Source organism: Bacillus litorisediminis (genome assembly GCF_022808645.1).
In the GTDB taxonomy this organism is placed as follows: Bacteria; Bacillota; Bacilli; order Bacillales; family JC228; genus Bacillus_BF; species Bacillus_BF litorisediminis.
On sequence record NZ_JAKZKT010000001.1, the window covers coordinates 1 to 24,933 of the forward strand.

The window sequence follows — 24,933 nt, forward strand, 5'->3', positions numbered from 1 at the left end:
AGGCCGAACACCTTCGTCATAAACAAGAAGTAAAAGAAATATATGCACGTCGAAAAGAATCCATTGAACGAGTCTTTGCGGATGCAAAAGAAAAGCATGGTATGCGATGGACTACTTTAAGAGGCCTTAAAAAATTGTCCATGCAGGCGATGCTTACGTTTGCTGCCATAAATCTTAAAAAATTAGCCAACTGGACTTGGGTAAGTCCAAAAATGGCATAAAGAATAAGAATAATAGACAAATCACACTCATTTCTAAGATGGATTCTGAGAAAAATTCTTAAAATCATAAAGGCATTTGGGAATAAAAACATTCCCAAATGCCTTTTGTCTTCAATCTGAACAGGCGATTACCGCCTGTTTTCTTCTCGAACTATTTAATTTTCAAATCTTTTAAAGACTAGTGTAGCATTATGGCCGCCAAATCCAAGCGAGTTGCTTAAGGCTGCTTTAATATCGGCCTTTCTGGCTTGGTTTGGAACGTAATCCAGGTCACAATCAGGATCTGGTGTTTCGTAATTAATGGTCGGCGGTAAAATACCGTGCTTAATAGCCAATACGCTAAAAATAGCTTCAATTCCGCCGGCTGCTCCTAACAGGTGCCCCGTCATAGATTTTGTTGAGCTAACCGGGAGCTTATAGGCATAATCGCCAAATACTTCTTTTATAGCCATTGTTTCAAATTTATCATTGTAATCTGTGCTCGTTCCGTGAGCATTTACGTACCCGATATCTTCCGGTGCTAATCCGCTATCTTGAATCGCTATTTTCATTGCCCGTGCTCCGCCTTCTCCTCCTGGAGATGGGGCTGTGATGTGGTAGGCATCTCCTGTTGCACCATACCCAACTACTTCTGCGTAAATTTGCGCACCTCGATTTAATGCATGTTCTAATTCTTCCAAAACGACAATTCCTGCGCCTTCTCCGATTACAAATCCATCCCTATTTTTATCAAATGGACGGCTTGCTGTTTTTGGATCAGGATTAGTGGATAGAGCAGTATTAGCACAAAATCCTGCAAGAGCCATTCTTGTGATAGGCGCTTCAGTGCCTCCTGAAATTATGGCATCTGCATCGCCACGCTGAATCGCTTTAAAAGCATCTCCGATTGAGTTCGTACCTGTAGCACATGCGGTTACTGTACAAGAGTTTATACCCTTTGCACCCAGGATTATCGAAACTTGGCCGGCTGCCATATCTGGGATCATCATTGGAATTAAGAATGGACTTACACGTCTTGGTCCCCGATTTAACAAAGTTTCAAATTGAGTTTCCCATGTTTCCATTCCGCCGATACCGGAACCAATCCAGACTCCAATCCGTTCTGCATTTTCTTCTGTAATTTTTAATCCGGAATCTTCAACCGCCATCAAAGAGGCTGCCACTGCATATTGGGCAAATTTGTCCATTTTTCGTGCTTCTTTTTTGTGAACATACTTTTCCGGATCAAAATCTTTAATTTCCGCTGCTACCTTTGCAGGATAATCGTCCGGATTTACCCGCGTTAATGGGCCTACTCCCGATTTGCCTTCAATCAGGGCACTCCAAGTAGATGACGCGTCACTGCCCAGTGGAGTTACTGCACCTACTCCTGTTATAACGACTCTTTTTTTCGGCATCGTCATACTTGCCACTCCTTTTTTAGATTTAACTTATGAATGACATACAATTCGAACATTGCATTTATCTTCCCCATCTTAAGGCAATAGCCCCCCAAGTGAGGCCGCCTCCAAAACCAACTAATACGATGACATCACCGTCTTTGATTTGTCCATTTTCTGCCGCTTCAGATATTGAAATTGGAATCGATGCAGAGGATGTATTCCCGTACGATCTTACGGTAGTTGACATTTTTTCAAGCGGTAAGCCTAATCTTTCCCGTGCAGATTCCATAATTCTCATGTTAGCTTGATGAGGAATTAAAAAGTCAACGTCCTCTCGCTTTAAACCTGCTTTTTCTATTACATTAACACAGGATTCACCCATTTGTCTTACTGCAAATTTAAATACTTCTCTGCCACTCATTTGAATATATTGATCCTGGTATAAGTACTTGCCTCCAGAGCCATCAGCCCCCAATTCAAAGGAAAGAATTCCTTTCTCTTCTGAGACTGGTCCCATTACTACGGCTCCTGCTCCATCTCCAAATAATACCGCTGTGTTCCGGTCTTCCCAATCAACTATTTTCGAAAGTTTTTCTACACCAACTACTAAGACATGCTTATAAGCGCCGGATTCAATGAACTGAGCTGCTGTTACCATCCCATACATAAAGCCGGAGCAAGCTGCACTTAAATCCATGGCTGCAGCCTTTTTGGCACCAAGCTTCTCCTGAAGGATACACGCTACAGAAGGAAAGGGCATATCTGGAGTGACTGTTGCCACTAAAATCAGATCAATATCCTCTCCCGCCACCTCAGCATGCTCAAGTGCTTTTTTCGCTGCTTCAAATCCCATATCGGAAGTATCCATATCATCAGATGCGATTCTCCGCTCCTCTATTCCTGTTCTAGTACGGATCCATTCATCTGATGTGTCCATTCGTTTTTCTAAATCAAAATTTGTAACAACTTTTTCTGGCACAAAATGCCCGACACCTAATACGCCTGCTTTCAAGGATTTCATCCCCTAACTTTATAATGTCTCTCTATGAATTCGTGTTAGCAAAAATATTATAGGTTAATAATATGACTTGGTACTAATTTTAATCAAAAAAGTAAAATTTCGCAACTCATTTCTTATTTTCAAAATAGAGACAACCGTCTATACGCCCCTATATTTTTCCACATACATTACTAAAGAAAAAAGATGCAGGGAGGGATGGACATGGAGAAAAGCCGATATCAGGAGATGGATGAACGTTTTTCTAGGTTCATGTTTGGCGCTCAAAGAAACCGCAGAGATAGTGAATCAATTGATGAAAAAGAAGAAATAGATGAAATGGAAGAAATTTTCAAACCAGAATCTAATCAATCATCCTCGTCAGAAATCCCTTACTTGGAACTAATGGAAAATATCGACCGGCTTATGACTTCCTTATCTACTTTTAAGCCATTAGTTAAAAAAGTAACGCCTCTACTTGAAAAATTTCTCGTTAAAAAAGGGTAATCAATAAAGAGAGCTACTTTCATAGAAGGCAGCTCTCCTTACTTTTTAATTATACATGAAACGTATTTTTATGCTGAGAATCTATACGTTGAATCCATTCCTTGTGTTTCTCCTTAACACTTTCTGTTCCTGGAACCTCAACTTCCTTCATTGTTTCCAAGTCATCCCGTGACCACACTGACAATTTCCCTGACCATTTGTACTCTTTTTGCAAAATGTAATCAATAAAGCCCGTAAATCCTCCATTACTTTTTAGGAAGGTACTTTCAAAGGACGGAAACAACTTTTTCACGACAAATGCAGCTGCTGTTTCACTGGATAAAATATAATCAAAATTGCTCTTAGGTACCTCTGCCACTTCTTTATTCCGATATACATGTACAAACAGATCCTTCTCGGGCTGTCTCATCCCATACAGAGGAGGTAACGCTATATAAACCGGATTGGAAACAATAGCACTAACCTTCTTTTGAAATGCCGTAAAACGATCTAGTTGAATCGATGTAGACGTATATTCTGCCGGCTGAAATATAATTGTCTGGTCTATTTTACTCAAGTCCAAATTTAATTGAATATGCTCTATAATTTCATCGTAATGTTGGTCCTCTAAAAACTGATGATCATAATGGGAGAAAAAGAGAAAAGACTTTTGTTCCTTTTTATCTATCGTCTGATCTAATGTTTGGTTAGTACCCTTCCATTCGATAAAGTTTGCATTTCTGCCAACCATCATGGCGAGCTCCTCATCATCTTCCTGAAAGGGATAAGGTATCCCTGTAACTTGATAACCCTCGTTTAAAAACTGCTGGCATAATTCAAAAGCAAAAAAATGATAGACTCCGTAAATAAAGATCTGATCCATTCCGGTCCCCCCTATTGCTAACAGTCTATGAATGTTCACCTTTTTATATGTGTAAGGTTCGAGACAAGAAGGGTTCGCTATATTTCCTCAAAATTTTTAAAAGTCCGCAGTATGAATGAAGATATGACATTTCTTCTTTCCGGCAAAATGTAATGGATCATGGTCTGGGTCTGCTTCTTTTTACGCTGTTCAACGAGCTCTTCCATTAATCTCTTTTTGGAGTATGTCCGATTTCCATCCATCACGAAAAAAATGGATAAGACTTGAGGGAATGTCCAATGCCTTATCGACTCTTCCGTTTGAAACTGCAGCCGGTCTTCTGCACCGAGGTTGGCCACTTTCACTTCGTGCAAAAATTTTTTATAAAAGAATAATTGCTCTTTTTCTTCATCCATTTTTTCTTTAAGAGAAAAATATGGATTGATAAGGGAAACCGTTCGAATATTTCCCTCTAAGTTTTTAACCAATTCAGGAATTAAAAGGGCACCCATTCCTTCTGCAATGATGTGTATCCTTTCATTTAAAATTTCGTGTCTTATCACATAATGATAAAGGCTTTCAGCCAATTCTCCGGCTTTTTCACTGCCCCAATGATTGCCATACAAATTAGAATAAAAAACAGTGTAGCCTGCCTCAAGCAAAGCCTTTAACCAAATGTTTCTGCCCATATGCTGAAGCCAAAAGCTATTTTTTTCCTCAACAAAATGACCCTCACCACCGAAAATTAAGACACCAAATCCGTTTGGTTTCTCTGGGTAATGGATCACATTCCATTCCGTATCCAATTGAAAAAAACGCTGCTTCACCATAGAGATGACCCCTCTTTAAAATAGATACTCTTAACATAGCTATGCAAGAACTTAGCAAAAGGATAGAGACGTATGCCTAATAATCAAGAAAACGTTCACGAAATGTAAACAAAATTTCTTTTAATACTTTTGGTCCGTGTGGTAACATATAAAAAGGAATAGGATGAAAAGTAGGTGACATTAGATGCAATATATTTGGACAATCATTTGGTCATTTCTATTGGGATTAATGATTTCTTATGTAATCCCTTCTATGACAGGTGATGTATTTCACCTTGAACTAGGATTAATCCTTGGAACTATTTTCTCTGCGTTTGTTATATTAATTACTGCATTAATGCCTGAAGGGGAAAACCAAGAAGACCCCTCTCATTAATGATAAGAAAACCACCGAGTTTGGTGGTTTTCTTATTTTAGGCAGAAATAGTGAGAGGGTTTCATTATTTCTGTGGATGCACGGTTATTTCACCCGAACTTAATGAAACAATTGCTTGATCGCCTTCACGTATAGAACCCGCAATCATTTCTATCGCCAGTCTGTTTTCTACCTCTCGCTGAATATATCTTTTCAATGGTCTGGCACCAAACTTAGGATCCCACGCATTTCTGGCAATAAAGGATTTAGCCTCATCCTCAACTGCAAGGGAGATCCCTTGTTCTTTTAATCTTTTTTCGAGGTCTGTAATGAATTTTTCAACAATTTGCATAATTAAAGCGTCATTGAGTGCATTAAAAAGAATGATTTCATCGACTCGATTTAAAAATTCGGGCCGGAAGAAAGATTGAAGGATTGGCAAAATATCCGTTTCATTTACGGCCTCAGATTTCTGTTTTTCGAAAATTAGATCAGAACCGATATTGGACGTCATAATTACAATGGCGTTTCTTCCGTCAACCGTCCTTCCCTGGGAATCAGTAATCCGTCCATCGTCTAGAAGCTGCAGGAGTATATTAAATACTTCTGGATGAGCCTTTTCCACTTCATCTAATAAAACAACAGAATATGGCTGCCGTCTTAAAGCCTCCGTTAACTGACCGCCTTCTTCATACCCGACATATCCCGGAGGTGCACCGACTAATCTGGAGACTGCATGCTTTTCCATATATTCGCTCATATCAATCCGAATCATTTGTTCCTCGCTGTCAAATAAAGCTTCAGCCAAAGCTTTTGCAAGCTCTGTCTTTCCTACCCCAGTTGGTCCTAAAAACAGAAAAGATCCTATCGGTCTTTTAGGATCTTTTAATCCAGACCTTGACCGTAAAATTGCATTTGCGACCAATTCAATAGCATGATCTTGCCCAATCACTCTCTGTTTTAATGTATCTTGTAGGCGTAACAGTTTTTCCCGCTCTCCTTCTACAAGCTTTGTAATCGGAATACCTGTCCATCGCGAAATAATTTGCGCGATTTCTTCCTCTGTTACCTCTTCTCTTAACAGCTTTTTTTCTTCAACTGCTTCTGATTGACCCTTTTCTAGTTGTTCCAGTGCTTTTTCAAGGGCGGGAATTCTCCCATGGCGTAATTCTGCCGCCCGATTTAAATCATACTGGTCCTCAGCATCTTCTAATTCCCTTCTTAACTCTTCCAGTTCTTTTCGTTTATCTCGAATCAGCTGAAGCTGGCTTTTTTCAATATCCCATTTTTCTTTCATTGAAGCTGCCATTTTTCTCTGTTCTTCAAGTTCTTTCCTTAGTTCCTCTAATCGTTTTAGGCTAACTTCATCTTTTTCTTTCAAAAGAGCTGCCTCTTCAATTTCTAATTGCATTACTTTTCTTGTCACTTGGTCCAATTCTGAAGGCATGGAATCAATTTCTGTGCGAATCATGGCACAAGCCTCATCGACTAAATCAATGGCCTTATCCGGCAAAAATCGATCTGTAATATATCGGTTCGATAAGACTGCAGCCGATACAAGAGCTCGGTCATGAATTTTTACGCCATGGTGTACCTCATACCTTTCTTTTAAACCGCGCAAAATCGAAATCGTATCCTCAACATCAGGTTCTTGAACGAGCACCTGCTGGAATCGCCGCTCTAATGCAGGATCTTTTTCAATATACTTTCTGTACTCATCTAATGTGGTAGCCCCAATACAATGCAATTCACCGCGGGCGAGCATTGGTTTTAGCATGTTGCCTGCGTCCATTGCACCTTCTGTTTTACCTGCTCCAACAATGGTATGTATTTCATCAATAAAAAGAAGAATCTGTCCATCACATTTTTTAATTTCCTGAAGAACCGCTTTTAAACGCTCTTCAAATTCACCCCTAAATTTAGCTCCGGCAATCAGTGAACTCATATCTAATGAAAAGATAGTTTTATCCTTTAAGGCTTCAGGAACATCTTTTTTGACAATCCGCTGCGCTAGTCCTTCTACGATTGCCGTTTTCCCTACACCTGGTTCACCAATTAACACAGGATTATTTTTTGTTTTTCGTGAGAGAATGCGAATCACATTCCTGATTTCTTCATCTCTGCCAATAACGGGATCTAACCGTCCTTCTTTGACTTCTTCTACTAGATTCCTTCCATATTTTTTTAAAGACTGATATTGGTCTTCTGGATTTTGCGTTATCACCCTATGACTCCCCCTTATTTGGCGAATGGCAGCTTCAGTCTTATCCACTGTTAAGCCAGCGTTTTCGAGAATCGTTTTTACCTGATGATTCGGTAACGAATAAATGGCCAGACAAATATGTTCCACCGAGAGATATTGATCTTCCCACTGACGCTGAAGCTCTTCACCTTCCTTTAATAAATTATTTACTGGATAACTGATGGATAATTGATGCGCATCATAATTTATGTTAGAGCCTGTTACTACAGGAAACTTTTCTAATGCCGCAAGCAGCTCCTGCTGGATAAAGTGGACGGAAGTAGCATTATGTTCCAGGATCTCAGGCAATAATCCGGCCGGGTCCTGGGACAACGCGTAAAAAATATGCTCGGGTTCGATGGCAGGGTGGTTCTTCGATTTAACTATTTCAGCTGCTGCGCGGAAGGCATCTTGCAGCTTATAGGTCATTTTTTCAAAAAGCATGATGCTATTTCACCTCCAACTGAAACAAATTCCTCCATTTACTTTTCCTACTTAAAAAGAGCCATTCCAATCGGATGGAAGGCTCAGGTTGTTATATTCTTATACGAATTTTAATTATGAAAGGTTTCTTTTATTTAAATTTACTTTTATATGTCCATTTCCGATTATCGTTTGTTGTTTCAGGGAAAGTGTCCCCTGCATGTAATCTGATCGATTTCGGATGCATTACATTATCTCCGGTTTCGCCAATTTCAACATAAACACCATTGTTTGGCGCTTTTTGTCCCGGTCTGAATTGTCTGCTTTGCCCCATGACAGCTCCTCCTTTGACAAGAGTTATTCTTAGTTTGAACTTTTAGCAAAGGTTTTATGACCTGATTTCCATGGCGGGAATAATTGGTGATTTAGAGCCCTTTTTTTCGCTTTCATCGTAATTCTGGTCAATGAGGCGGTTTGTCTGCCCATTTTTTTACTAACCTAATTTTGGTCATTGAGGCCTAACTACGAAAGAAGGAGCAGGTACAAAACCTCCTCCGTTTTTTAATCGTTATCTAATCCCAAGTGCAATTTTAGCATAGCGAGACATCCTGTCCTTTGTCCAAGGAGGATTCCACACAATATTCACTTGAGTATCCTTTACCTCTGGCAAATCGGCTACAGCGGTTTTAACTTGGTCAACAATGGTGCCTGCAAGCGGACACCCCATAGAAGTCAATGTCATTTCGACTTCTAAAACCCCATTTTCGTCTAATTCAACATTATATACTAAGCCGAGGTTCACGATATCCATACCCAGCTCAGGATCAATCACTTGTTCAAGTGCAGCATAGATACTGTCTTTTAAATCCTGATCCATTTGTCGAACACTCCTTTACCTTTATTCTCTCTGTTTTTTTTATGGTAACAAATCTTTGTTCAAATGAAAAATGTTTAGGTTTTAATCGTAAACTTTATTAATGTGATGAAGGCACAAGCTTGCTTTTAAGATGCTGCTCAAACCATTCTGCTGTTTTTAAAACCCCGAATCTCGAAACTTTATGATCTGCTTGCGGGTCCCGATAAAATTGAAAATGCTCCTGATTCGTATAACGTTTTTTGACCTGTTCAAAAAAGGAATACGCTGATTCAAAAGGAACAATCGGGTCTTTTTCGCCATGCCAAAACATAAGAGGGCGGTTATTTAAAGTATCCGGCTGTTGGCTTAAATCATATTCTTTCAGAATCTCTATCTGAGCATTAATCAATTCATCAGATAATGGAAGTTGAATCCCCATTTTTCGAATGTTTTCTATTTGCATAGCTGCAAACTCAACATATGCGGGATTTCCCATTAAGCTGACGGCAGTCTGAATCCAATCATATTTAGTCAACGCACCAAGGGTTATAATTGCTCCCATTGATGTACCAGCTACCCCGATGGAATTATTTTTAAGCTTATTCTCACCGTTTAAGTACTGGTAAATATCTTTAAGCTCTTCCATTGAATGAATCACTATATTCCAAAACTGGAATGTTATTTCCTGAAATGACTGTTTGTTTGCTCGTTCGCCATGATACAAACAATCCTGCAGGATGACTCTAAATCCCTTCTCCGCTAAATAATAAGCATAGTGCAGATTATGCTCTTTTGCACTATGTATTCCATGGATAAAGATAACGGTTGGCAGCGGATCAGATTTTTGGTTTATAGGAGCGACCTCTAAGATTGGAATATCTTTAACAGTATAATGATCGATATAATACAATGATCTTCAACCTTTCTTAACGATTCTTTAGTAGAACTTTTATATAATTTACCTCATAATACCAATAGGGACTGAATAAAATGATTATCCCACTATCTTTAAAAAAAGTAAAAAAGGAGACGTTATGAAAGACAAACATTTAATTGCATTAGATTTAGATGGAACCTTACTTAGAGACGATAAAACCATCTCTCCTTATACAAAGGACATTATACATAAAGTTAAAGAACAAGGACACCAGGTCATGATTTCAACGGGACGGCCGTTTCGTTCCAGTGAAATGTACTACCATGAACTCGAATTAAATACACCAATTGTTAATTTCAACGGGGCCTTTATTCATCATCCTCTCGACCATACATTCGAAGAAATTCATAGCCCGATGGATCTTGAAGTCGTCAAAGAAATCGTTAGCACCTGTCATACCTATAATTTCCATAATATCATTGCAGAGGTAAAAGATGAGGTTTATATCCATTACCATGACGAAAAATTATTAGAAATATTCTCTCTCGGAAACCCGAAAACAACGTCAGGCGATTTGCGGGAATTTTTAAAACAGGCTCCTACCAGTCTGCTCATCCACGCTGAAGAGGAAGATGTCGACATCATCCGAAAACACTTATCAGATGTACATGCTGAAGTGATTGACCATAGAAAATGGGGAGCACCTTTTCATGTCATTGAGATGGTAAAGTATGGGCTTAACAAAGCAGTCGGAGTTAAAAAAGTCGCTGACTACCTGGGAATTCAAACAGAGCATATTATTGCCTTTGGCGATGAGGACAATGATATAGAAATGCTTGAATTTGCTGGGGTAGGTGTTGCTATGGCCAATGCAATTGATAAAGTCAAGTCTGTTGCAAATGAAATCACCTTATCTAATGAAGAAGATGGAATTGGGAAATTTTTAGAGAAATATCTTTTATAATGCCTTATACTGATAATTCTTTGTCGGTCTCACCACATTTTGCCCTGTTTGAAGAATCGCCTTTTCACTTACACTATAAATGGATCACAAGATAAGATCCAATTCGGTTTCATCAACAGGGGGTTGTTGCTGTGGGGAAAAGAAATCGTTCTAGACGGTTTATCCAGCAAAATAAAACGACTGTTTCGAAGCATGATGAAGTTTTTCCATATCAAACCACCTATGCAGAAGCTGAAGCAAGAAAAATGGCGAATGTTCATTCTTCCGCTCTTGGGGGAATTGAATAGTGGGAAACCGCATTTTTAATGAAGCCTCTAAATGGGTGCATCGGGCTACTGCGGCAAGTAAAGAAACAGGTTCCAAAGACGAAGAATTGATTGCTAAAGCACAAAATGCTCTATCTTCTGCTTACGCCAATTCTACAACGGCCGAAAAGATGCAATTAAGAGATCTTCAAAACCGGTTAGATCAGATCCAATAAATATGCTGCAAAAGGCAGGTCCATTGATAGTTCCATCATGGATCTGCCTCTTTTTTAGACTTCTAACGGGATCACATATGGCAAATACCGAGTATTTTTTGTATAAATCGTTAAAACTAATGTTCCCTTAGTTCCAAGTGGTATCTCGTTATTTGGCACTAAAAAATAAAAATGATCCTGTCTCACCGATATCCTTTTTTCAGGGATCAGTACTCTATGCCCATCATCCAATGTAAAATACAAATCATGGCCATTAGCCTCTACTGTTCCGCTTACAAGAAAACCATCGTAGTTTCTTTGAACAGATATATCTGTTACAGTCGGATTAACCTCTGGAAAAAACACCTGTTTTACAATACTTCTTTGATTATGATCAAGCGGCTTTTTATCTACTGTTTTAGCCAATAATGTCAGCTTTACGACATGTTCTCCCTGCGGAACCTTGCCATTTTCTGCATACTCCCACGTTTCTTTCCACCTTCTTACTTCCTTTGGCTGTAATACCATTCTTTGAATCGCCTGCAAAAAGGACTTATTGGCTGAGTACGTATACACTGTCTCTTTCGTTCTCGGATTTGTTATTTGTATTTCAAAAACCTGGGATGTTGTAAAAATCAGTTCCCGTTTCTGATTACTGCGATTTTGCAAAACGATTTCCATTTCTGTCTGATCTGTGCCTGGTCTTACATGAATGTCTAATGCTAATCCAAATGATGGCTGAATCGCCATTGCCAGCTGAGATGGAATAAAGGAAATGAGTAAACTTGTCATCACCAGATATATTAGCGTCTTTTTCATTCAGATACCTCCAAATGGAGTCTTTTTGATGTTAGTATGTGATTTTTGCGTAAAATCATGTTAATCTCTTCTAAAAAATCCATATACGCCAGTTGTTTCAATAATATTGGTAAAGGCATTGGGGTCCACCGTTTTTATAATCCGTTCTAAGTCATACAATTCATATCTGGTAATCACAATCATCAGCATTTCCCTTGGTTCATTGGAGAAAGCACCTTTCGCCGACAAAGTGGTAATTCCTCTGATTAATTTTTCGTGAATGGTTTTTTTCATTTCATCCGATTTTTTCGTTATAATAAGCGCTGTTAATTTTTGATAACGGGTATGAATTGCATCAATCACCCTGGTTGTCACATAAAGCGTAACCAGTGTATAAAGTGCATATTCCCAGCCAAAAAGAAACCCTGCTGACAGGATAATAATGGAATTTAAGATAAAATAGTAGGTGCCCACCGGCTTATCATTCATCTTAGATAAGACCATTGCAATAATGTCCATTCCGCCGGTAGAAGCCCCAAACTTTAAAGTAAGACCAACTCCAATCGCCACGATTACTCCTCCAAAGACGGCGTTTAGAAGAATATCCTCGGAAAGACTTCGGACTGGCAGGATTTCAAGAAAAAACGAGGACAGCACGACACTGATAAAGCTATATAATGTGAAAGACTTGCCGACTTTTTTCCATCCCAAAATAGTAACTGGGATATTTAATAGAAATAACAGGATACCGGTAGAAATCGTGAATGGAGTAAAGAGATCAGAGATTCTTGAAAGCAATTGCGACAATCCTGTAAATCCGCTGGCATACACATCAGCAGGAATCAGGAAAAAATTCATCGATAATGCATTTAAAAAGGCTCCGAAACAAACGACTATGATTTTTTTTAACTCAGTTAGTATCACAAAATCAAACCCTTCTAAATGTTGCTGAATTTACCAGAATTTCGTAAACTTAAGTGAAAGCTATCATTTTAAAAAAAGAGGTGATAAAATGACTGTTCAAATCATTGCTGATAGCGCATGTGATTTACCGCTTACATACTTACAAGAACATCAGGTAGAGGTATTCCCTCTCAAGGTTCTGCTAAATGATAAAGAATATGATGACCTCTTCGATATCACATACGATCAAATTTATAACGAAATGAGGCAAGGGAGCGTGCCTAAAACAGCACAGGCTTCTCCTTTTAGGATGAAGGAAATCTTCACAAAATATGCTCAAGAAGGAAAATCTGCTGTATATGTTGCCTTTTCCTCAGGTCTTTCAGGCACTTTTCAGACAGCTTATTCCGTTCGTAACGAAGTGAAGGAAGACTATCCTAAAACGGACATTGAAGTGATTGATACGAAATGTGCATCCCTTGGCTATGGACTCGTTGTAAAAAAAGCAATTGAATTAAGTGCCATGGGAAAAACAAAAGATGAGATAGTCTCAGAAGTGGAAAGCTATAGTAAACAAATCAAACACCTCTTTACCGTTGAAAATCTCGAATATTTAGCCCGGGGCGGACGAATTTCCAAAGCTTCAGCCTGGATTGGCGGAATGCTGCAGGTAAAACCTCTTTTACATGTTGAAAACGGAGAGCTTGTTCCATTAGAAAAGGTTAGAGGAAAAGATCGCTGGAAAAAGCGGATGATTCAGTGGATGCAGGAAATAGGCGGGGACTGGGAACACCAAACAGTGGCGATTAGCCATGGAGACGCAGAAGAGACAGCGGAAGAAATGAAAACACTTATTCAATCTGAATTGGGTGTAAAGGACTTTATTATTTATCCGATTGGCGCCACAATTGGGGCACATGCAGGACCGGGAACGATTGCCATCTTTTTTTTGAAAAAGTAACGGGCATACTTTAAAAAGGAACAAACACCCGATTTAATTTTGGACATACTCTGTTTCGCGGTGTAAGGGTGTTTTGCTGAACTTTTTAAAGGAGTGGTCTTACATTGCCTCGCACATCTGATAACGATAAAAAGGCCTTTGATAATCAGGCCAACCACGAAAAGAAAAATGAACTTAGAGAGAAAAACCGCAAGGCTGGAAAGCTTCAGTACTCTAAAAAGACTGATCATTTGTAGATAATGAAATGGATAAGCCGGGCGGCTGGGAGCGCCCGGTTATATTTTTATTGAATAAGGTGCTTGGCGGTGTTGGATGAGGGCAACCCGATAGATTCTATGTCCGATAACGGACGAACGGATAGTTATCGGGGGCATTTAATCCGCTAACAGCTAAATTCCTACCAAATATCGTATTTCCTCCACAGTAAAAAACGGACTCTGAAAATCCTCCTCATGGACCGAAATTGGGTTGACACCCAAAAAACGGGCTTTGATATTCCTCCTCAATAACCAATTTGGGTTGCCTTTGAAAAAAAGCCTTGATATTTCGTCTCAAGACATAAAAAAGGACCGCAATCAGCGATCCTTTCTTAAAACTGCACGATTTGCTTCGAAGTTGCAGACCCAAGCGGCCCGCAAGAGTCACGTTTTACTAAATTGTGCGGAATGATAATCCGTTTAACAGGCTCCTTCGGGTTTTCAATCATTTGAATTAAATTCCTGGCTGATTCAAAGCCTAAATCAAAGATGTTTATGTCAACGGAAGTCAAAGGCGGCCGCGACATTTCCGCGAGCATCACATTGTTAAAGCTTACAACGGATATATCTTGGGGAACACGAATACCAATCTCATTTAAGGTATTGAGAACACCTAATGCCATCAAATCATCTGCTACAACTAAGGCTGTTGGTGGTTCTTCGAGAGAAAGAAGCTCTTTCATGGCTTCCTGCCCGCCTTCCCGAACAAATTCCTCATGCACCACATACTCATTGCGCATTTCGATTCCTACGTCCCGTAAAGCCTTTTCATATCCTAAGACACGATCTACCGTCACAACAAAGTTTAAATTTCCTCCGACAAAAGCAATTCGTTCGTGACCTAAATCAACGAGATGCTTTGTAACATCTTTCGCGGCACGGAAATTGTCATTGTCTACATGAGTTATCTGTTCTACGTGTTTAAATGGTTTTCCAATCACAACAAATGGAAAATTCCTTTCCATCAAATAACCGAGTACCGGGTCCTCAACCTTGGAATATAGGAGAATCACGCCGTCTACACGCCGTCCCTGTACCATTTTAACTACATCGTCATATATTTCTCGTTCTGTTTTTCCAGTTGTCATGTGCAGACTATATTGTTTTTGATGGGCTGCTTCACTTATTCCTCTTAATACAGTTGGAAAGAATGGATTTTGAAACACAAGATCAGTTGAACTAGCTGCCACTAACCCAATGGTTTGTGTGGTTTGACTTGCCAAGCTTCTGGCAATCATGTTGGGGTGATAGCCAAGCTGCTTCATAGCGTCCCTTACTTTTTTCTTTGTCTTTTCACTGATCCGTGAGCTGTTTGCTATGACGCGGGAAACCGTTGATGGAGATACGCCAGCAAGCTTGGCAACGTCTTTGATTGTAACAGTCATTTTAATCCCCCCTTCCAACTTTCATAAAATTAAAGATTAATTTTATAAAAACCTGCCGTTGTCTGATGAAGTTCTTCCTCGTTTACTAGAACCATAGCGTTCTCTGGCAATCCATGAAACTTAAATTGTAGTGTTTCCCACTCAGGCTGATAATGGCCCTGTTTTTGAGCGGTAATCCTTACGGTTTTTTCATCTTGATGAATTAGAATTGAATAATCTACAAAACTTCCATTTTTATAATCAAAGGTTAATCCGTCATCTTCATACATTTTAAATGTATATTCATGGTCTGCCTGATAATAGATGTGGATTGTTCTTTCCAATTCTTTCTCTGCAGTTGACATGCGAACCGGCCCCTGGGCAATAGCGGTACCAGCTAATACAAAGACTGGCATCGTATCTAATGGTGCGTGAATTAGATGCCTTTTACCGCCTGCCAATTTTTCACCAGTCCAGTAATCGTACCAATCTCCTTTTGGCAAATACACTACCCTGTATTCATCCGAAGGTTTCAGGATTGGAGCGACAATGACATTATCACCGATCATAAATTGATCATACAGATTATAGGTGTTTTCATCATCAGGAAATTCCATGACCAACGGTCTCATAATCGGAACACCCGTGTCATGGGCTTCTTTAAAGAGAGTATAAAGCTGTGGAAGCCATTGATAGCGAAGCTGAATATATTTTCGAATGATGGCTTCGTATTTTTCTCCAAATGACCACGGTTCCTGGCGAAGGAAGCCAATCGCACTATGATTTCTGAAGAACGGGGTTAACGCTCCTACCTGTGTCCATCTCGCCAATAGTTCCCCATTAGAATCATGCGCAAAGCCTCCGACATCTGGTCCGGCAAATGGAATACCTGACATCCCTAAATTCATCACCATAGGCAAAGACATTTGCAAATGTTCCCAGAAGCTTCGGTTATCTCCTGTCCAAACTGCAGCATAGCGCTGGACGCCAGAATACCCGGCTCTTGTAAGCAGAAATGGCCGTCTACCATTTAATTTTGATTTTAAACCTTCGTATGTGGCTTTTCCCATTAATAATCCATAGACATTATGAAGCTCGCGGTGCGTCTTTGGATCCCCATCATTTTCATGGATAACCTTTAAATCCATTGTCTTGGTTTCATTGAAGACTGCCGGCTCATTCATGTCATTCCAGATACCTTCAATTCCTAAATCGCTGTAAAATTGGTGGTTGTCCCCCCACCATTTGCGGACTTTTTCGCTGGTAAAATCAGGGAATGCACTATTTCCCGGCCATACTTCACCAAAATAGATGGATCCCTCAATGTATTTGCAGAAGAGATCTTCTCTTACTCCCTGCTGATAAATAGGATACTCCGGATCTTCTTTTACACCTGGATCGACAATAGGTACAACATGAATGCCTGCTTCTTTCAAATCTTGCACCAGCTGCTTTGGATTCGGAAAACGAATCGGGTCAAAAGTAAACACACGGTATCCATCCATATAATGGATATCCAAATGAACGACGTCAAGCGGAATATTCTTTTGCTTGAACGTATTGACCAAGTTACGAACTTCTTCTTCTGTTTCATAGCTATAGCGGGATTGGTGATAACCTAGTGCCCACTTTGGCGGTATAGGACTCTTTCCTGTCAAATGGGTATATTGTTCAAGTACATGTTTGAGGGTTGGTCCAGCAAATACATAATAATTGATAGTTCCCCCTTCACTCGAAAACGAGTAACAATCCTCTTCAGAGCGAAGATCAAAAGTTGTTTTGAACGTATTATCAAAAAAGATCCCATGAGCTCCTGCTTTAGATAAGGTTGTGAAAAATGGAATCGACTCATATAATGAATCAGTTTCCGGGTTATGCGGTGCGTATACATCACTGTTCCACATCACCATTTTTTCTCCCCGTTTATCCAAGAAACCCGTCTTTTCGCCAAATCCGTAAAAATGCTCATCTTCTTTCATATCTTTATAACAAATGATTTCCTTAGTTGCTTTATAGGCCATCCCTTTTTTTGTTTCCTGTACAAGAACTCTGCCATTTTGATCCATAATCGAAATCATAAGCGGCTGTTTTTGAATCGTTACGGTTAGGTCTTGTGAAGAAAGTGTTAAGGTCTCCCCAGTATCATTAGAGCTACATACGACCTGGTCGGCATTTGCTACAATAGCCGGACTATGGCGGAGCTGAGCCTCCCCAAATGGGTTCATTTCAATCCGGACAATATCGTTACGATAAAAAACGATGGCTAGCTCTCCCTGACCTGTTTTCCCGCGAAAAACATTTCCATCAAGCCGATACGATTGTAAAGGACTAACCAATTTGTAACCATGGTCGGTTATTTTTTGTTGAGCGCCGGGATGTATAGCAAAGCTTGTATCCTCTAACATGGCTGTTTCCTCCTAAGTCACGATGCTTTTCTACGTTTTCCTTTTCTCCAAACGTATAGAACAAAACCAATAAATCCTAAATAGACGACTCCTAAGACCGTGATAAACGGAATGTTAAGACCTTTTTCTTCGGAAAGCATATAAATCTCTGACGTTTCCCGGTCTAACGTAATATTAAATTGCCGGTTATCATTGCTGCGAACAATTTCTCCGTTTAGTAAGCCGTGCAGCTCTTGATCCGCTTGTAAATCAGATACATCAATTAAAGCGGTTTTCGTCTCTGATGTATTGTTAATCGCTACTACCGTTATTTCGTCTTCATACATTCTTTTATAAACAGCCATCCCATCTTCTTCAAAAAGAAGTTCCATATCTCCTCTTCGAAGGGAAGGAAATTGACTTCTGATTTCGCTTAATTCTGTTATATACTCGATTAATGCCGGATCTGCACGGAATCTCATCATTTGACGATTGTCTGGGTCATTTCCGCCATTCATAGCAATTTCAGTTCCATAATAAATAATCGGAATCCCTGGAGCTGTATACAAATAGGTTAATGGCAGCTTCCATCTTGTCCCCGGAAACAAATGATTCTGGACAATATCTTGGGTAAACCGCGGATTATCATGGTTATCGATAAAGTTTCCGTTTAAGTAGGGATCCTCATAAAGTGATTTGTTTCGGTCCCACTGCACAAACAACCATTCAAGGGATTGATCATAGTTTGCAAAAGCGTTTCTTAAATGATCAAATAATGGATAATCTACAAACCCATCAATTCCGGTTTCCTGATAGGAGGCAATAAACTGCGGATCCTTCGACCAAACTTCTCCAATCAAATAGAAATCGTCTTTTACACTTTTCACTTCTTTTGTAAATTCAGTCCAAAAACTTTGCGGAACATGTTTGACTGTATCCAGTCTAAACCCATCAATATCTGTTTCTTCAATCCACCATTTTGCTGCATCAATCAGATATTTTTTAACTTCCGGATTTTCTTGAGCCAGATCTGGCAGTTCATAAAGCCAGCCATTTTCTAATTGCTCAGGTGTATCGCCAAGGATTGGCTTCTTTTCATGAAACCACTCTTGCTTTTCTGGATTCTGTACCCAAGGATGCGTAGGCGATACATGATTGACAACAAAATCTACTATAATTTTGATATCCCTTTTATGAGCTTCCTCGACTAATTCTTTAAATTCATCCATTGTCCCAAAATGCTCTTCTGTATTATAAAAGTCTTGAATCCAATATCCGTGGTATCCTTTTTCTGAGTTATCAAATATTGGGGTGAGCCAAATCGCGGTAAACCCCATATCCTTTAAATAATCTAATTTTTCAATGATTCCTTGAAAATCTCCTCCATGATAAGCATAAGGATCCTTCATATTTACTTGAAAGTCATTAGATGTGTCTCCATTATTAAAACGGTCAACCATCAGGAAATAAATCATCTCATCTTGCCACTTTCGATCTTCTGCCTTAATGACTTGGACATTAGCTAGAGGTGAAAGGAGAAGCAACATGAGAAACAGAGCGATTGATTTTTTAAACATGCGCTGTCCCTCCCAAAATTTTTCGGTCTGTTGTTCATTTTACCCTTTCGTTCCCCCAGATGTAAGTCCTGAGATGAGATATCGCTGTAAGAACAAGAATACTAATGCAATTGGTACTGCAATAAGAATCGATCCCGCTGCAAAACGAGTAAAGTTATTAGCAAATTGCTGGTTTATAAAATTAAACAAGCCAAGAGCCAATGTGTAGTTTTCGGAGCTTCTTAAAATAATTCTTGGAAGCAGGAAGTCCACAAATGGCGCCATAAAATTAAACAGTGCTACTACTGCTAAAATCGGTTTTGCCAGCGGTAAAATGATTCGGAAAAAGACTCCAAAGTGCCCGGCGCCATCTATTTTTGCCGCCTCATCAAGCTCTCTCGGAATGGTGTCATAATACCCTTTTACAAGCCATGCGTTAAATGGAATTTGTCCTCCAATATAGACGAGAATAAGTCCCCAAAGGTTATCGTGCAGCCCTAACATGTTAATTAAAATATATAAGGCAACCATCGCCATTAGGGATGGGAACATCTGAAGAAGCAAAAACGCATATAATCCGTATTTTCTTCCTACAAACTGATAACGAGAAAAGGCGTAGGCAATTAAAGCTGTTAGTATAACAGAAGTAAATGAATTAATGATGGCCACAAAAATACTGTTTTTGTACCAAATTAAATAATCGCTATCCTCACTGAAAAATAACCATTTATAATGCTCGAGTGACCATTTTTCAGGAATAATCGATGCAGAATACATGCTCGTCCCTGGATTTAAAGACATGCCAATCGTCCAAAGTAACGGATAGGCAATCACAACTGCAACAATTGCAAGAAAAATATAGATAGCTGCTACCTCGATTTTTGATTTGGTTTTTCGGTTCATCAGATGTTGCCCTCCTCTTTAAAGGATCTGGTTCGTCTGAATTGGTAGAAGGCAAAGAGGCAGACGATTGATCCTAATATCAGAGAAATGACCGCAGCCATATAATACTGGTTCAATTCAAACGTTAAATCATAAACCCAAGATATTAAAATATCAGTTCCGCCCGCATTTTGACCGCGTACAGCCGGTCCTCCCTGGTTAAATAGGAAGATAATATTAAAGTTATTAAAATTCCCGGCATATTGCATGATCAAAAGAGGTGCAGTTGCGTATAACACATGGGGAAGTGTAATTTGCCGGAATTTTTGCCATCTTGTAGCACCATCTACTTCAGCAGCTTCATACCAATCTTTCGAGATACTTTGCAGGACTCCAGTAAACAGCGCAAATACAAACGGGAACCCGAGCCAGGTCTGAATCATAATCAGAGCCACTTTAGCCCAAAACGGATCTTGCATCCATGGAAGTGAGATTCCAAAAAGCGGCTGTAAAATATTATTATTGATCGCACCGAATTCTCCATTAAATAAAGCAGAGAAAATTAAGATGGTAACAAAAGCTGGAACTGCCCAAGGCAAAATTAAAATAGTACGAATTGTTTTTTTAAATTTGATACGCGGGTCATTAACCAATAAAGCTAAGAACAGACCGAGCCCTACCTGCAGGGTAGTGGCCACAACCGTCCAAATAATGGTCCAGGTGAATACGCTAAAAAAAGTATCCCGCCAAATATCTACTGTTACAAGTTTCGTAAAGTTTTCAAATCCTACCCAGTTTAATAGATTCTTAGGAGGTGAATTATTTAAACTGTAATCCGTAAAGGCGAGGGAGACCGTAAATAATAACGGTAATATAACGATAAAAGTCAGCATAACTAGACCCGGTGTAACAAATAGATACGGAAATCCATAGTCCCATGTATGTTTTAACGACTGGTGAAGAGTCGGATTTTTCTGTCCTGATTCAATTGCGATTGCATTTCTTCTGGCATCTAACACGTTTAATACATGAAGCGTAATCGCAAAGGCTAAAATGATGATTGAAATTAATCCATAAATCATTAAGAAAATGGAGTGATCGATTTTGGGGTCAATCCCAAGAGTCCTCAGACCCCATAAACCATAGTTAAGAAATCCACCAAGCGATAAAATAAAGGAAAGCTCTAGAATGATAAATAGGAGGCCCTTTAAATAGCGACGGTTATAGAGTTGTCCCAGTCCTGCAAATAGGATGGAAAGAATCGTAGCAATGACATGTCTTTGCTTAATCCAGGCACCAAAGCTTAGGCTGCTTTCAGCTACACTTTCCTTTCTTTCTATTTTCATTATGAATCCTCCTGAGAATAATATGATGAGACTGACCCACAAGGGGTCAGTGTCTCCCGCAAAATCGTTAACTTGCGGGGTCTGACCCTCATTGCCTGAAGTCAGCCTCATGAAATCATGGCCATTACTGAGCGGCAGCGATATTATCTTTAATTAATTGCACTGCTTCATTTAAAACATCTTCAACTGGTTCACCCTTTGCAATAAATGAAAGTGCATTGTTGATTGGCTCCCAAACTTGAGCCATTTCTGGAGCACTTGGCATTGGCTCGCCGTATTGAGATTGTTCAGCAAAGGCAGCAACCATTTCATTGTTAGTTACTGCATCACTGTTCAGTGCAGCTTCATTCGCAGGCATTTCACCAGCTACTTCATAATAGTGAAGAGAATTTTCTTCATTTGTAATAAATTTCATAAGATCAGTGGCCCACTCTTTATTTTCTGAGTAAGTAGAAAGCATCCATGATTTTACACCCATGAATGATTTGGCATTTTGACCATCAATCGTTGGCAGCGGCGCGGTTCCAAGCTTGTCACCTAGAGCCTCTTGGAATACTGGGATATTCCAAGGACCAGATAGAACCACTGATGCTTTCCCTTCAGTAAATAAACCGCTAATGATATCTGGGTTTACTTCAACTGGAATATAGCCATTTTGGAACCAGGATTGAATCAGTTCCCCGCCTTTAATGGCTCCTTCATTATTTAAACCAATGTCTTCCACGTCATAAGCACCATCTGTTTTATTGAAGACATAGGCACCATAAGTAGCAAAGAATGGATAAGAGAAATAGAAGTTAGCTGCTTCAGCTAAAAAGCCATAGGTTCCGGCGCTTGCATCTGTATGTTCTGCTGCAATCGCATTTAACTCCTCAAGCGTCTCAGGAGCTTTTTCAACTAAATCTTTATTATAGAAAATTCCATATGTTTCAACGACTAAAGGAACACCATAGATTTCCCCATCATAGGTTACAGCGTCAATAGCCGATTGTGTGTAAGTATCAACAGTATCACCTAAATCTATTGGATCAGCATGTCCGGCAGCTACTATACTTCCAATTCTGTCATGAGGCTGGAAGAAGATATCCGGACCGTTACCTGCCGGGCCATCTAAAGCCAATGCTTCTACTTGGTCAAGCATACTAATAGGAGTTACTTCAATTTCAATACCAGTTTCTTCTGTGTATTTGTCAAAAATCGTTTGTAAAGCTTCTTTTTGCTTTTCTTCATCATTTACCCAAATTTTTAATGACTCAGGTTTTTCTGGCATCTCCTCTGCTGCTTGTTCGCCATCGTTTGTTTCAGGCTGATCATTTTCCGATTGTGCGTCTTCACGCGTCGGACCACAGGCAGCCAATACGCCCAAAATGAGCATAAACACCATGAAAAGCGTTAACGCTTTTTTCATTTTGACCCCTCCAAATAATTATAGGATTCTATAAGACTATTGATTGTACAAACGTTTGCACAAATTTCCTTAAAAAAAGAAAAGCAAGCTACTTCAAATTATGTTGTGAAAGCGATTGCACAATCTACTTTCATTATACATGGAAAAATCACTTTGACAACCCTTTTTTTATTTTTTTGTAAACGGTATCTTTATGATAATACTTGATTTTATTATCACATTCTCATAATCTGTTAATATGATTCTGAAAGGGGATTGTTAAAAAAATGCAAATTGAATCCGTTTACCATCGGCCTACCGATAATTATGCATACGTTTGCGCAAATGGGGATTTAAAAATCGTTTTACGAACAAAAAAGAATGATATCCATGAAGTACAATTAATTGCAGGAGACCCTTATGATTGGACTGAAGTTTCGAAGGGACAATGGGAATGGAACAAAGAGACAGCGCCTATGAAGCTTTCCGGAACTGATTCATTATTTGACTATTGGTCAATCACTGTTCGCCCTCCCTTTCACCGGCTCCGCTATGGATTTCTATTAATTAGTCAAACTCAACCGATATTTTATTGTGAAAAAGGGTTCTATGATCATCCGCTTAAAGATAATGGCTATTACTTTTGCTTCCCTTTTGTTCACACGAGCGATGCGACCGATGTTCCGAAGTGGGTGCAAAATACCGTATGGTATCAGATCTTTCCAGAAAGATTTGCCAATGGGAATGCAAACAATGACCCCCAGGGAACACTTGAATGGGCAAGCGCTGAACCATCCCCGACCAACTTTTTTGGCGGAGATCTTGAAGGTGTCATAGAGCATCTTGATTATTTAGAGGACTTAGGTGTGAATGGCCTTTATTTTACACCGATTTTTAAAGCAACCTCTAACCATAAATATGACACTGTTGATTATTTTGAAATCGATCCTCAATTCGGGACAAAAGAAACCTTTAAAAAGCTAATAGACGAATGTCATAAACGGGGTATTCGGGTTATGTTAGATGCCGTCTTTAACCATAGCGGCTATTACTTTCCTCCATTTCAGGATGTTCTAAAGCACGGAGAAGCTTCTATTTATAAGGATTGGTTTCATATTCGCGAGTTCCCGATCGTTCAAGAGCCAAGACCTAATTATGATACATTTGCTTTTACTCCGTTTATGCCAAAATTCAATACGCAAAATCCGGAAGTTAAACAGTACTTACTAGACGTAGGTCGTTATTGGGTGAAAGAATTTGATATTGACGGCTGGAGACTCGACGTGGCCAATGAAGTAGATCACCAATTTTGGAGAGAATTTAGAACCGCTGTAAAAGAAATCAAGCCTGACCTATATATATTAGGAGAAATTTGGCACGATTCGATGCCTTGGCTTCGTGGTGACCAATTTGATTCTGTAATGAACTATCCATTCCAGACCAATGTCTTAGATTTATTTGCCCGTAAAACAATTTCCTCGCGAAAGTTTATGGAAAATATGACATCAGTTCTGTTCCTATATCCGGAAACCATTAATAAAGGTTTATTTAATCTTGTGGGCAGCCATGATACACCGCGTATTTTAACAGAGTGCGGAGAAAATTTGGATGATGTTAAACAAATCTTTACTTTGCTATTAACCTATCCAGGTACACCCTGTATATATTATGGGGATGAGATTGGACTGACTGGCGGGATGGATCCGGGCTGCCGCAAATGCATGCCATGGGATCGAAAACTGCATAATCAAGAGCTATTTAAGCATATTCAATCACTGATATCGCTTAGAAAAAAAGAGCCTTTGCTTGCCAATCAGGGATGTATTAAATGGGAGTACGAGTCAGGACTTATTGGTTTTAGGAAATACAATCAGGAAAAAGAAGTATTAGTATTAATTAATCCCCATGACAGGAAAGTGAATGTGAATTTAAAAAGTAAACTGGTTCGGGCAGCAGAATGGAAGGACCTGCTTGCATCAAAGATCTTACAGAAAGATAGCAGTTCGATTTTCATTGACATTCCGGCAAAACAATTTATTATCATTAGTGTGCAATGAAATTTTGTTAAGCTCGTCGTAAAAGAACAAAATAGATGAGTGCCGACTCAAAGTTAAAAGCCATAAAACCTCACTATCATTCA

The 24,933-nt window shown here is 39.4% G+C and carries 25 protein-coding genes; 9 read left to right on the plus strand and 16 right to left on the minus strand.

Annotated elements, in window-relative coordinates; translation table 11 throughout:
* Positions 1 to 221, plus strand: a 221-nt coding sequence (locus MLE14_RS22660; protein ID WP_243298308.1) for a transposase, incomplete at its 5' end; no start/stop codon positions are given.
* A gap of 155 nt (positions 222 to 376) precedes the next feature.
* Here MLE14_RS22660 and fabF read toward each other — a convergent pair.
* On the minus strand, positions 377 to 1,618 hold the full coding sequence (gene fabF / locus MLE14_RS00010) for a beta-ketoacyl-ACP synthase II (protein WP_243296359.1): 1,242 nt from the start codon (positions 1,616 to 1,618) through the stop codon (positions 377 to 379).
* A gap of 64 nt (positions 1,619 to 1,682) precedes the next feature.
* A complete protein-coding gene (locus tag MLE14_RS00015; protein ID WP_243296197.1) occupies positions 1,683 to 2,615 on the minus strand; it encodes a beta-ketoacyl-ACP synthase III in 933 nt (310 codons plus the stop codon).
* A 210-nt stretch (positions 2,616 to 2,825) separates the two neighbouring features.
* Between MLE14_RS00015 and MLE14_RS00020 the strand changes: the two genes are divergently transcribed.
* Positions 2,826 to 3,107 (plus strand): hypothetical protein, encoded by a 282-nt coding sequence (locus MLE14_RS00020; RefSeq protein WP_243296198.1) that lies wholly within the window; start codon positions 2,826 to 2,828, stop codon positions 3,105 to 3,107.
* A 49-nt stretch (positions 3,108 to 3,156) separates the two neighbouring features.
* On the opposite strand, the gene MLE14_RS00025 is transcribed toward MLE14_RS00020, so the two are convergent.
* Positions 3,157 to 3,969: a hypothetical protein gene (locus MLE14_RS00025; RefSeq protein ID WP_243296199.1), complete on the minus strand. Its 813-nt coding sequence runs from the start codon at positions 3,967 to 3,969 to the stop codon at positions 3,157 to 3,159.
* 77 nt (positions 3,970 to 4,046) lie between these two features.
* Entirely contained in the window at positions 4,047 to 4,778 is a 732-nt protein-coding gene (locus MLE14_RS00030; RefSeq protein WP_243296200.1) for a hydrolase, read from the minus strand.
* A 184-nt stretch (positions 4,779 to 4,962) separates the two neighbouring features.
* Between MLE14_RS00030 and MLE14_RS00035 the strand changes: the two genes are divergently transcribed.
* The gene (locus MLE14_RS00035) at positions 4,963 to 5,154 is read left to right on the plus strand and encodes a YjzD family protein (RefSeq protein WP_243296201.1); all 192 of its coding nucleotides are present in this window, start codon (positions 4,963 to 4,965) and stop codon (positions 5,152 to 5,154) included.
* A gap of 64 nt (positions 5,155 to 5,218) precedes the next feature.
* Here the strand turns inward: MLE14_RS00035 and clpB are convergent, their stop codons facing one another.
* The 4 genes from clpB to MLE14_RS00055 form a co-directional block, all read right to left on the minus strand.
* Entirely contained in the window at positions 5,219 to 7,819 is a 2,601-nt protein-coding gene (gene clpB / locus MLE14_RS00040; RefSeq protein WP_243296202.1) for an ATP-dependent chaperone ClpB, read from the minus strand.
* A gap of 130 nt (positions 7,820 to 7,949) precedes the next feature.
* Complete coding sequence (locus MLE14_RS00045) at positions 7,950 to 8,132, minus strand: YjzC family protein (RefSeq protein ID WP_243296203.1); 183 nt, start codon at positions 8,130 to 8,132, stop codon at positions 7,950 to 7,952.
* Positions 8,133 to 8,366: 234 nt separating this feature from the next.
* Entirely contained in the window at positions 8,367 to 8,675 is a 309-nt protein-coding gene (locus MLE14_RS00050; RefSeq protein WP_243296204.1) for a metal-sulfur cluster assembly factor, read from the minus strand.
* 97 nt (positions 8,676 to 8,772) lie between these two features.
* Complete coding sequence (locus MLE14_RS00055; protein ID WP_243296205.1) at positions 8,773 to 9,564, minus strand: prolyl oligopeptidase family serine peptidase; 792 nt, start codon at positions 9,562 to 9,564, stop codon at positions 8,773 to 8,775.
* Between the two features lie 124 nt (positions 9,565 to 9,688).
* On the opposite strand from MLE14_RS00055, the gene MLE14_RS00060 reads away from it, so the two are divergent.
* The 3 genes from MLE14_RS00060 to MLE14_RS00070 all read left to right on the plus strand — a co-directional run bounded on the left by MLE14_RS00060 (position 9,689) and on the right by MLE14_RS00070 (position 10,976).
* Positions 9,689 to 10,495, plus strand: coding sequence for a Cof-type HAD-IIB family hydrolase (locus tag MLE14_RS00060; RefSeq protein WP_243296206.1), 807 nt, complete (start codon positions 9,689 to 9,691; stop codon positions 10,493 to 10,495).
* A gap of 131 nt (positions 10,496 to 10,626) precedes the next feature.
* Positions 10,627 to 10,782 (plus strand): hypothetical protein, encoded by a 156-nt coding sequence (locus MLE14_RS00065; RefSeq protein WP_243296207.1) that lies wholly within the window; start codon positions 10,627 to 10,629, stop codon positions 10,780 to 10,782.
* Complete coding sequence (locus MLE14_RS00070) at positions 10,782 to 10,976, plus strand: DUF3813 domain-containing protein (protein WP_243296208.1); 195 nt, start codon at positions 10,782 to 10,784, stop codon at positions 10,974 to 10,976. The genes MLE14_RS00065 and MLE14_RS00070 overlap by 1 nt, the downstream gene beginning before the upstream one ends.
* Positions 10,977 to 11,030: 54 nt before the next feature.
* Here MLE14_RS00070 and MLE14_RS00075 read toward each other — a convergent pair whose 3' ends face one another.
* Both MLE14_RS00075 and MLE14_RS00080 read right to left on the minus strand, forming a co-directional pair.
* On the minus strand, positions 11,031 to 11,774 hold the full coding sequence (locus tag MLE14_RS00075) for a BsuPI-related putative proteinase inhibitor (protein ID WP_243296209.1): 744 nt from the start codon (positions 11,772 to 11,774) through the stop codon (positions 11,031 to 11,033).
* A gap of 60 nt (positions 11,775 to 11,834) precedes the next feature.
* On the minus strand, positions 11,835 to 12,677 hold the full coding sequence (locus tag MLE14_RS00080) for a YitT family protein (protein ID WP_243296210.1): 843 nt from the start codon (positions 12,675 to 12,677) through the stop codon (positions 11,835 to 11,837).
* 88 nt (positions 12,678 to 12,765) lie between these two features.
* On the opposite strand from MLE14_RS00080, the gene MLE14_RS00085 reads away from it, so the two are divergent.
* Both MLE14_RS00085 and MLE14_RS00090 read left to right on the plus strand, forming a co-directional pair.
* The gene (locus tag MLE14_RS00085; protein ID WP_243296211.1) at positions 12,766 to 13,617 is read left to right on the plus strand and encodes a DegV family protein; all 852 of its coding nucleotides are present in this window, start codon (positions 12,766 to 12,768) and stop codon (positions 13,615 to 13,617) included.
* 104 nt (positions 13,618 to 13,721) lie between these two features.
* Positions 13,722 to 13,853, plus strand: coding sequence for a DUF3941 domain-containing protein (locus tag MLE14_RS00090; RefSeq protein WP_243296212.1), 132 nt, complete (start codon positions 13,722 to 13,724; stop codon positions 13,851 to 13,853).
* A 353-nt stretch (positions 13,854 to 14,206) separates the two neighbouring features.
* Here the strand turns inward: MLE14_RS00090 and MLE14_RS00095 are convergent, their stop codons facing one another.
* The 6 genes from MLE14_RS00095 to MLE14_RS00120 form a co-directional block, all read right to left on the minus strand.
* On the minus strand, positions 14,207 to 15,259 hold the full coding sequence (locus MLE14_RS00095; protein WP_243296213.1) for a LacI family DNA-binding transcriptional regulator: 1,053 nt from the start codon (positions 15,257 to 15,259) through the stop codon (positions 14,207 to 14,209).
* Positions 15,260 to 15,288: 29 nt separating this feature from the next.
* Positions 15,289 to 17,643 carry a glycoside hydrolase family 31 protein gene (locus MLE14_RS00100; RefSeq protein ID WP_243296214.1) on the minus strand — a complete coding sequence of 785 codons (2,355 nt, stop codon included), beginning with the start codon at positions 17,641 to 17,643 and terminating at the stop codon, positions 15,289 to 15,291.
* 17 nt (positions 17,644 to 17,660) lie between these two features.
* A complete protein-coding gene (locus MLE14_RS00105) occupies positions 17,661 to 19,199 on the minus strand; it encodes an alpha-amylase family glycosyl hydrolase (RefSeq protein ID WP_243296215.1) in 1,539 nt (512 codons plus the stop codon).
* A gap of 39 nt (positions 19,200 to 19,238) precedes the next feature.
* On the minus strand, positions 19,239 to 20,081 hold the full coding sequence (locus MLE14_RS00110) for a sugar ABC transporter permease (protein WP_243296216.1): 843 nt from the start codon (positions 20,079 to 20,081) through the stop codon (positions 19,239 to 19,241).
* A complete protein-coding gene (locus MLE14_RS00115; protein WP_243296217.1) occupies positions 20,081 to 21,406 on the minus strand; it encodes a carbohydrate ABC transporter permease in 1,326 nt (441 codons plus the stop codon). Before MLE14_RS00115 ends, MLE14_RS00110 begins: the two co-directional genes overlap by 1 nt.
* A gap of 124 nt (positions 21,407 to 21,530) precedes the next feature.
* Positions 21,531 to 22,814 carry a sugar ABC transporter substrate-binding protein gene (locus tag MLE14_RS00120; protein WP_243296218.1) on the minus strand — a complete coding sequence of 428 codons (1,284 nt, stop codon included), beginning with the start codon at positions 22,812 to 22,814 and terminating at the stop codon, positions 21,531 to 21,533.
* A 266-nt stretch (positions 22,815 to 23,080) separates the two neighbouring features.
* Here MLE14_RS00120 and MLE14_RS00125 point away from each other — a divergent pair, with 266 nt between their 5' ends.
* On the plus strand, positions 23,081 to 24,850 hold the full coding sequence (locus tag MLE14_RS00125; RefSeq protein ID WP_243296219.1) for a glycoside hydrolase family 13 protein: 1,770 nt from the start codon (positions 23,081 to 23,083) through the stop codon (positions 24,848 to 24,850).
* The last annotated feature ends 83 nt before the right edge of the window (positions 24,851 to 24,933 follow it).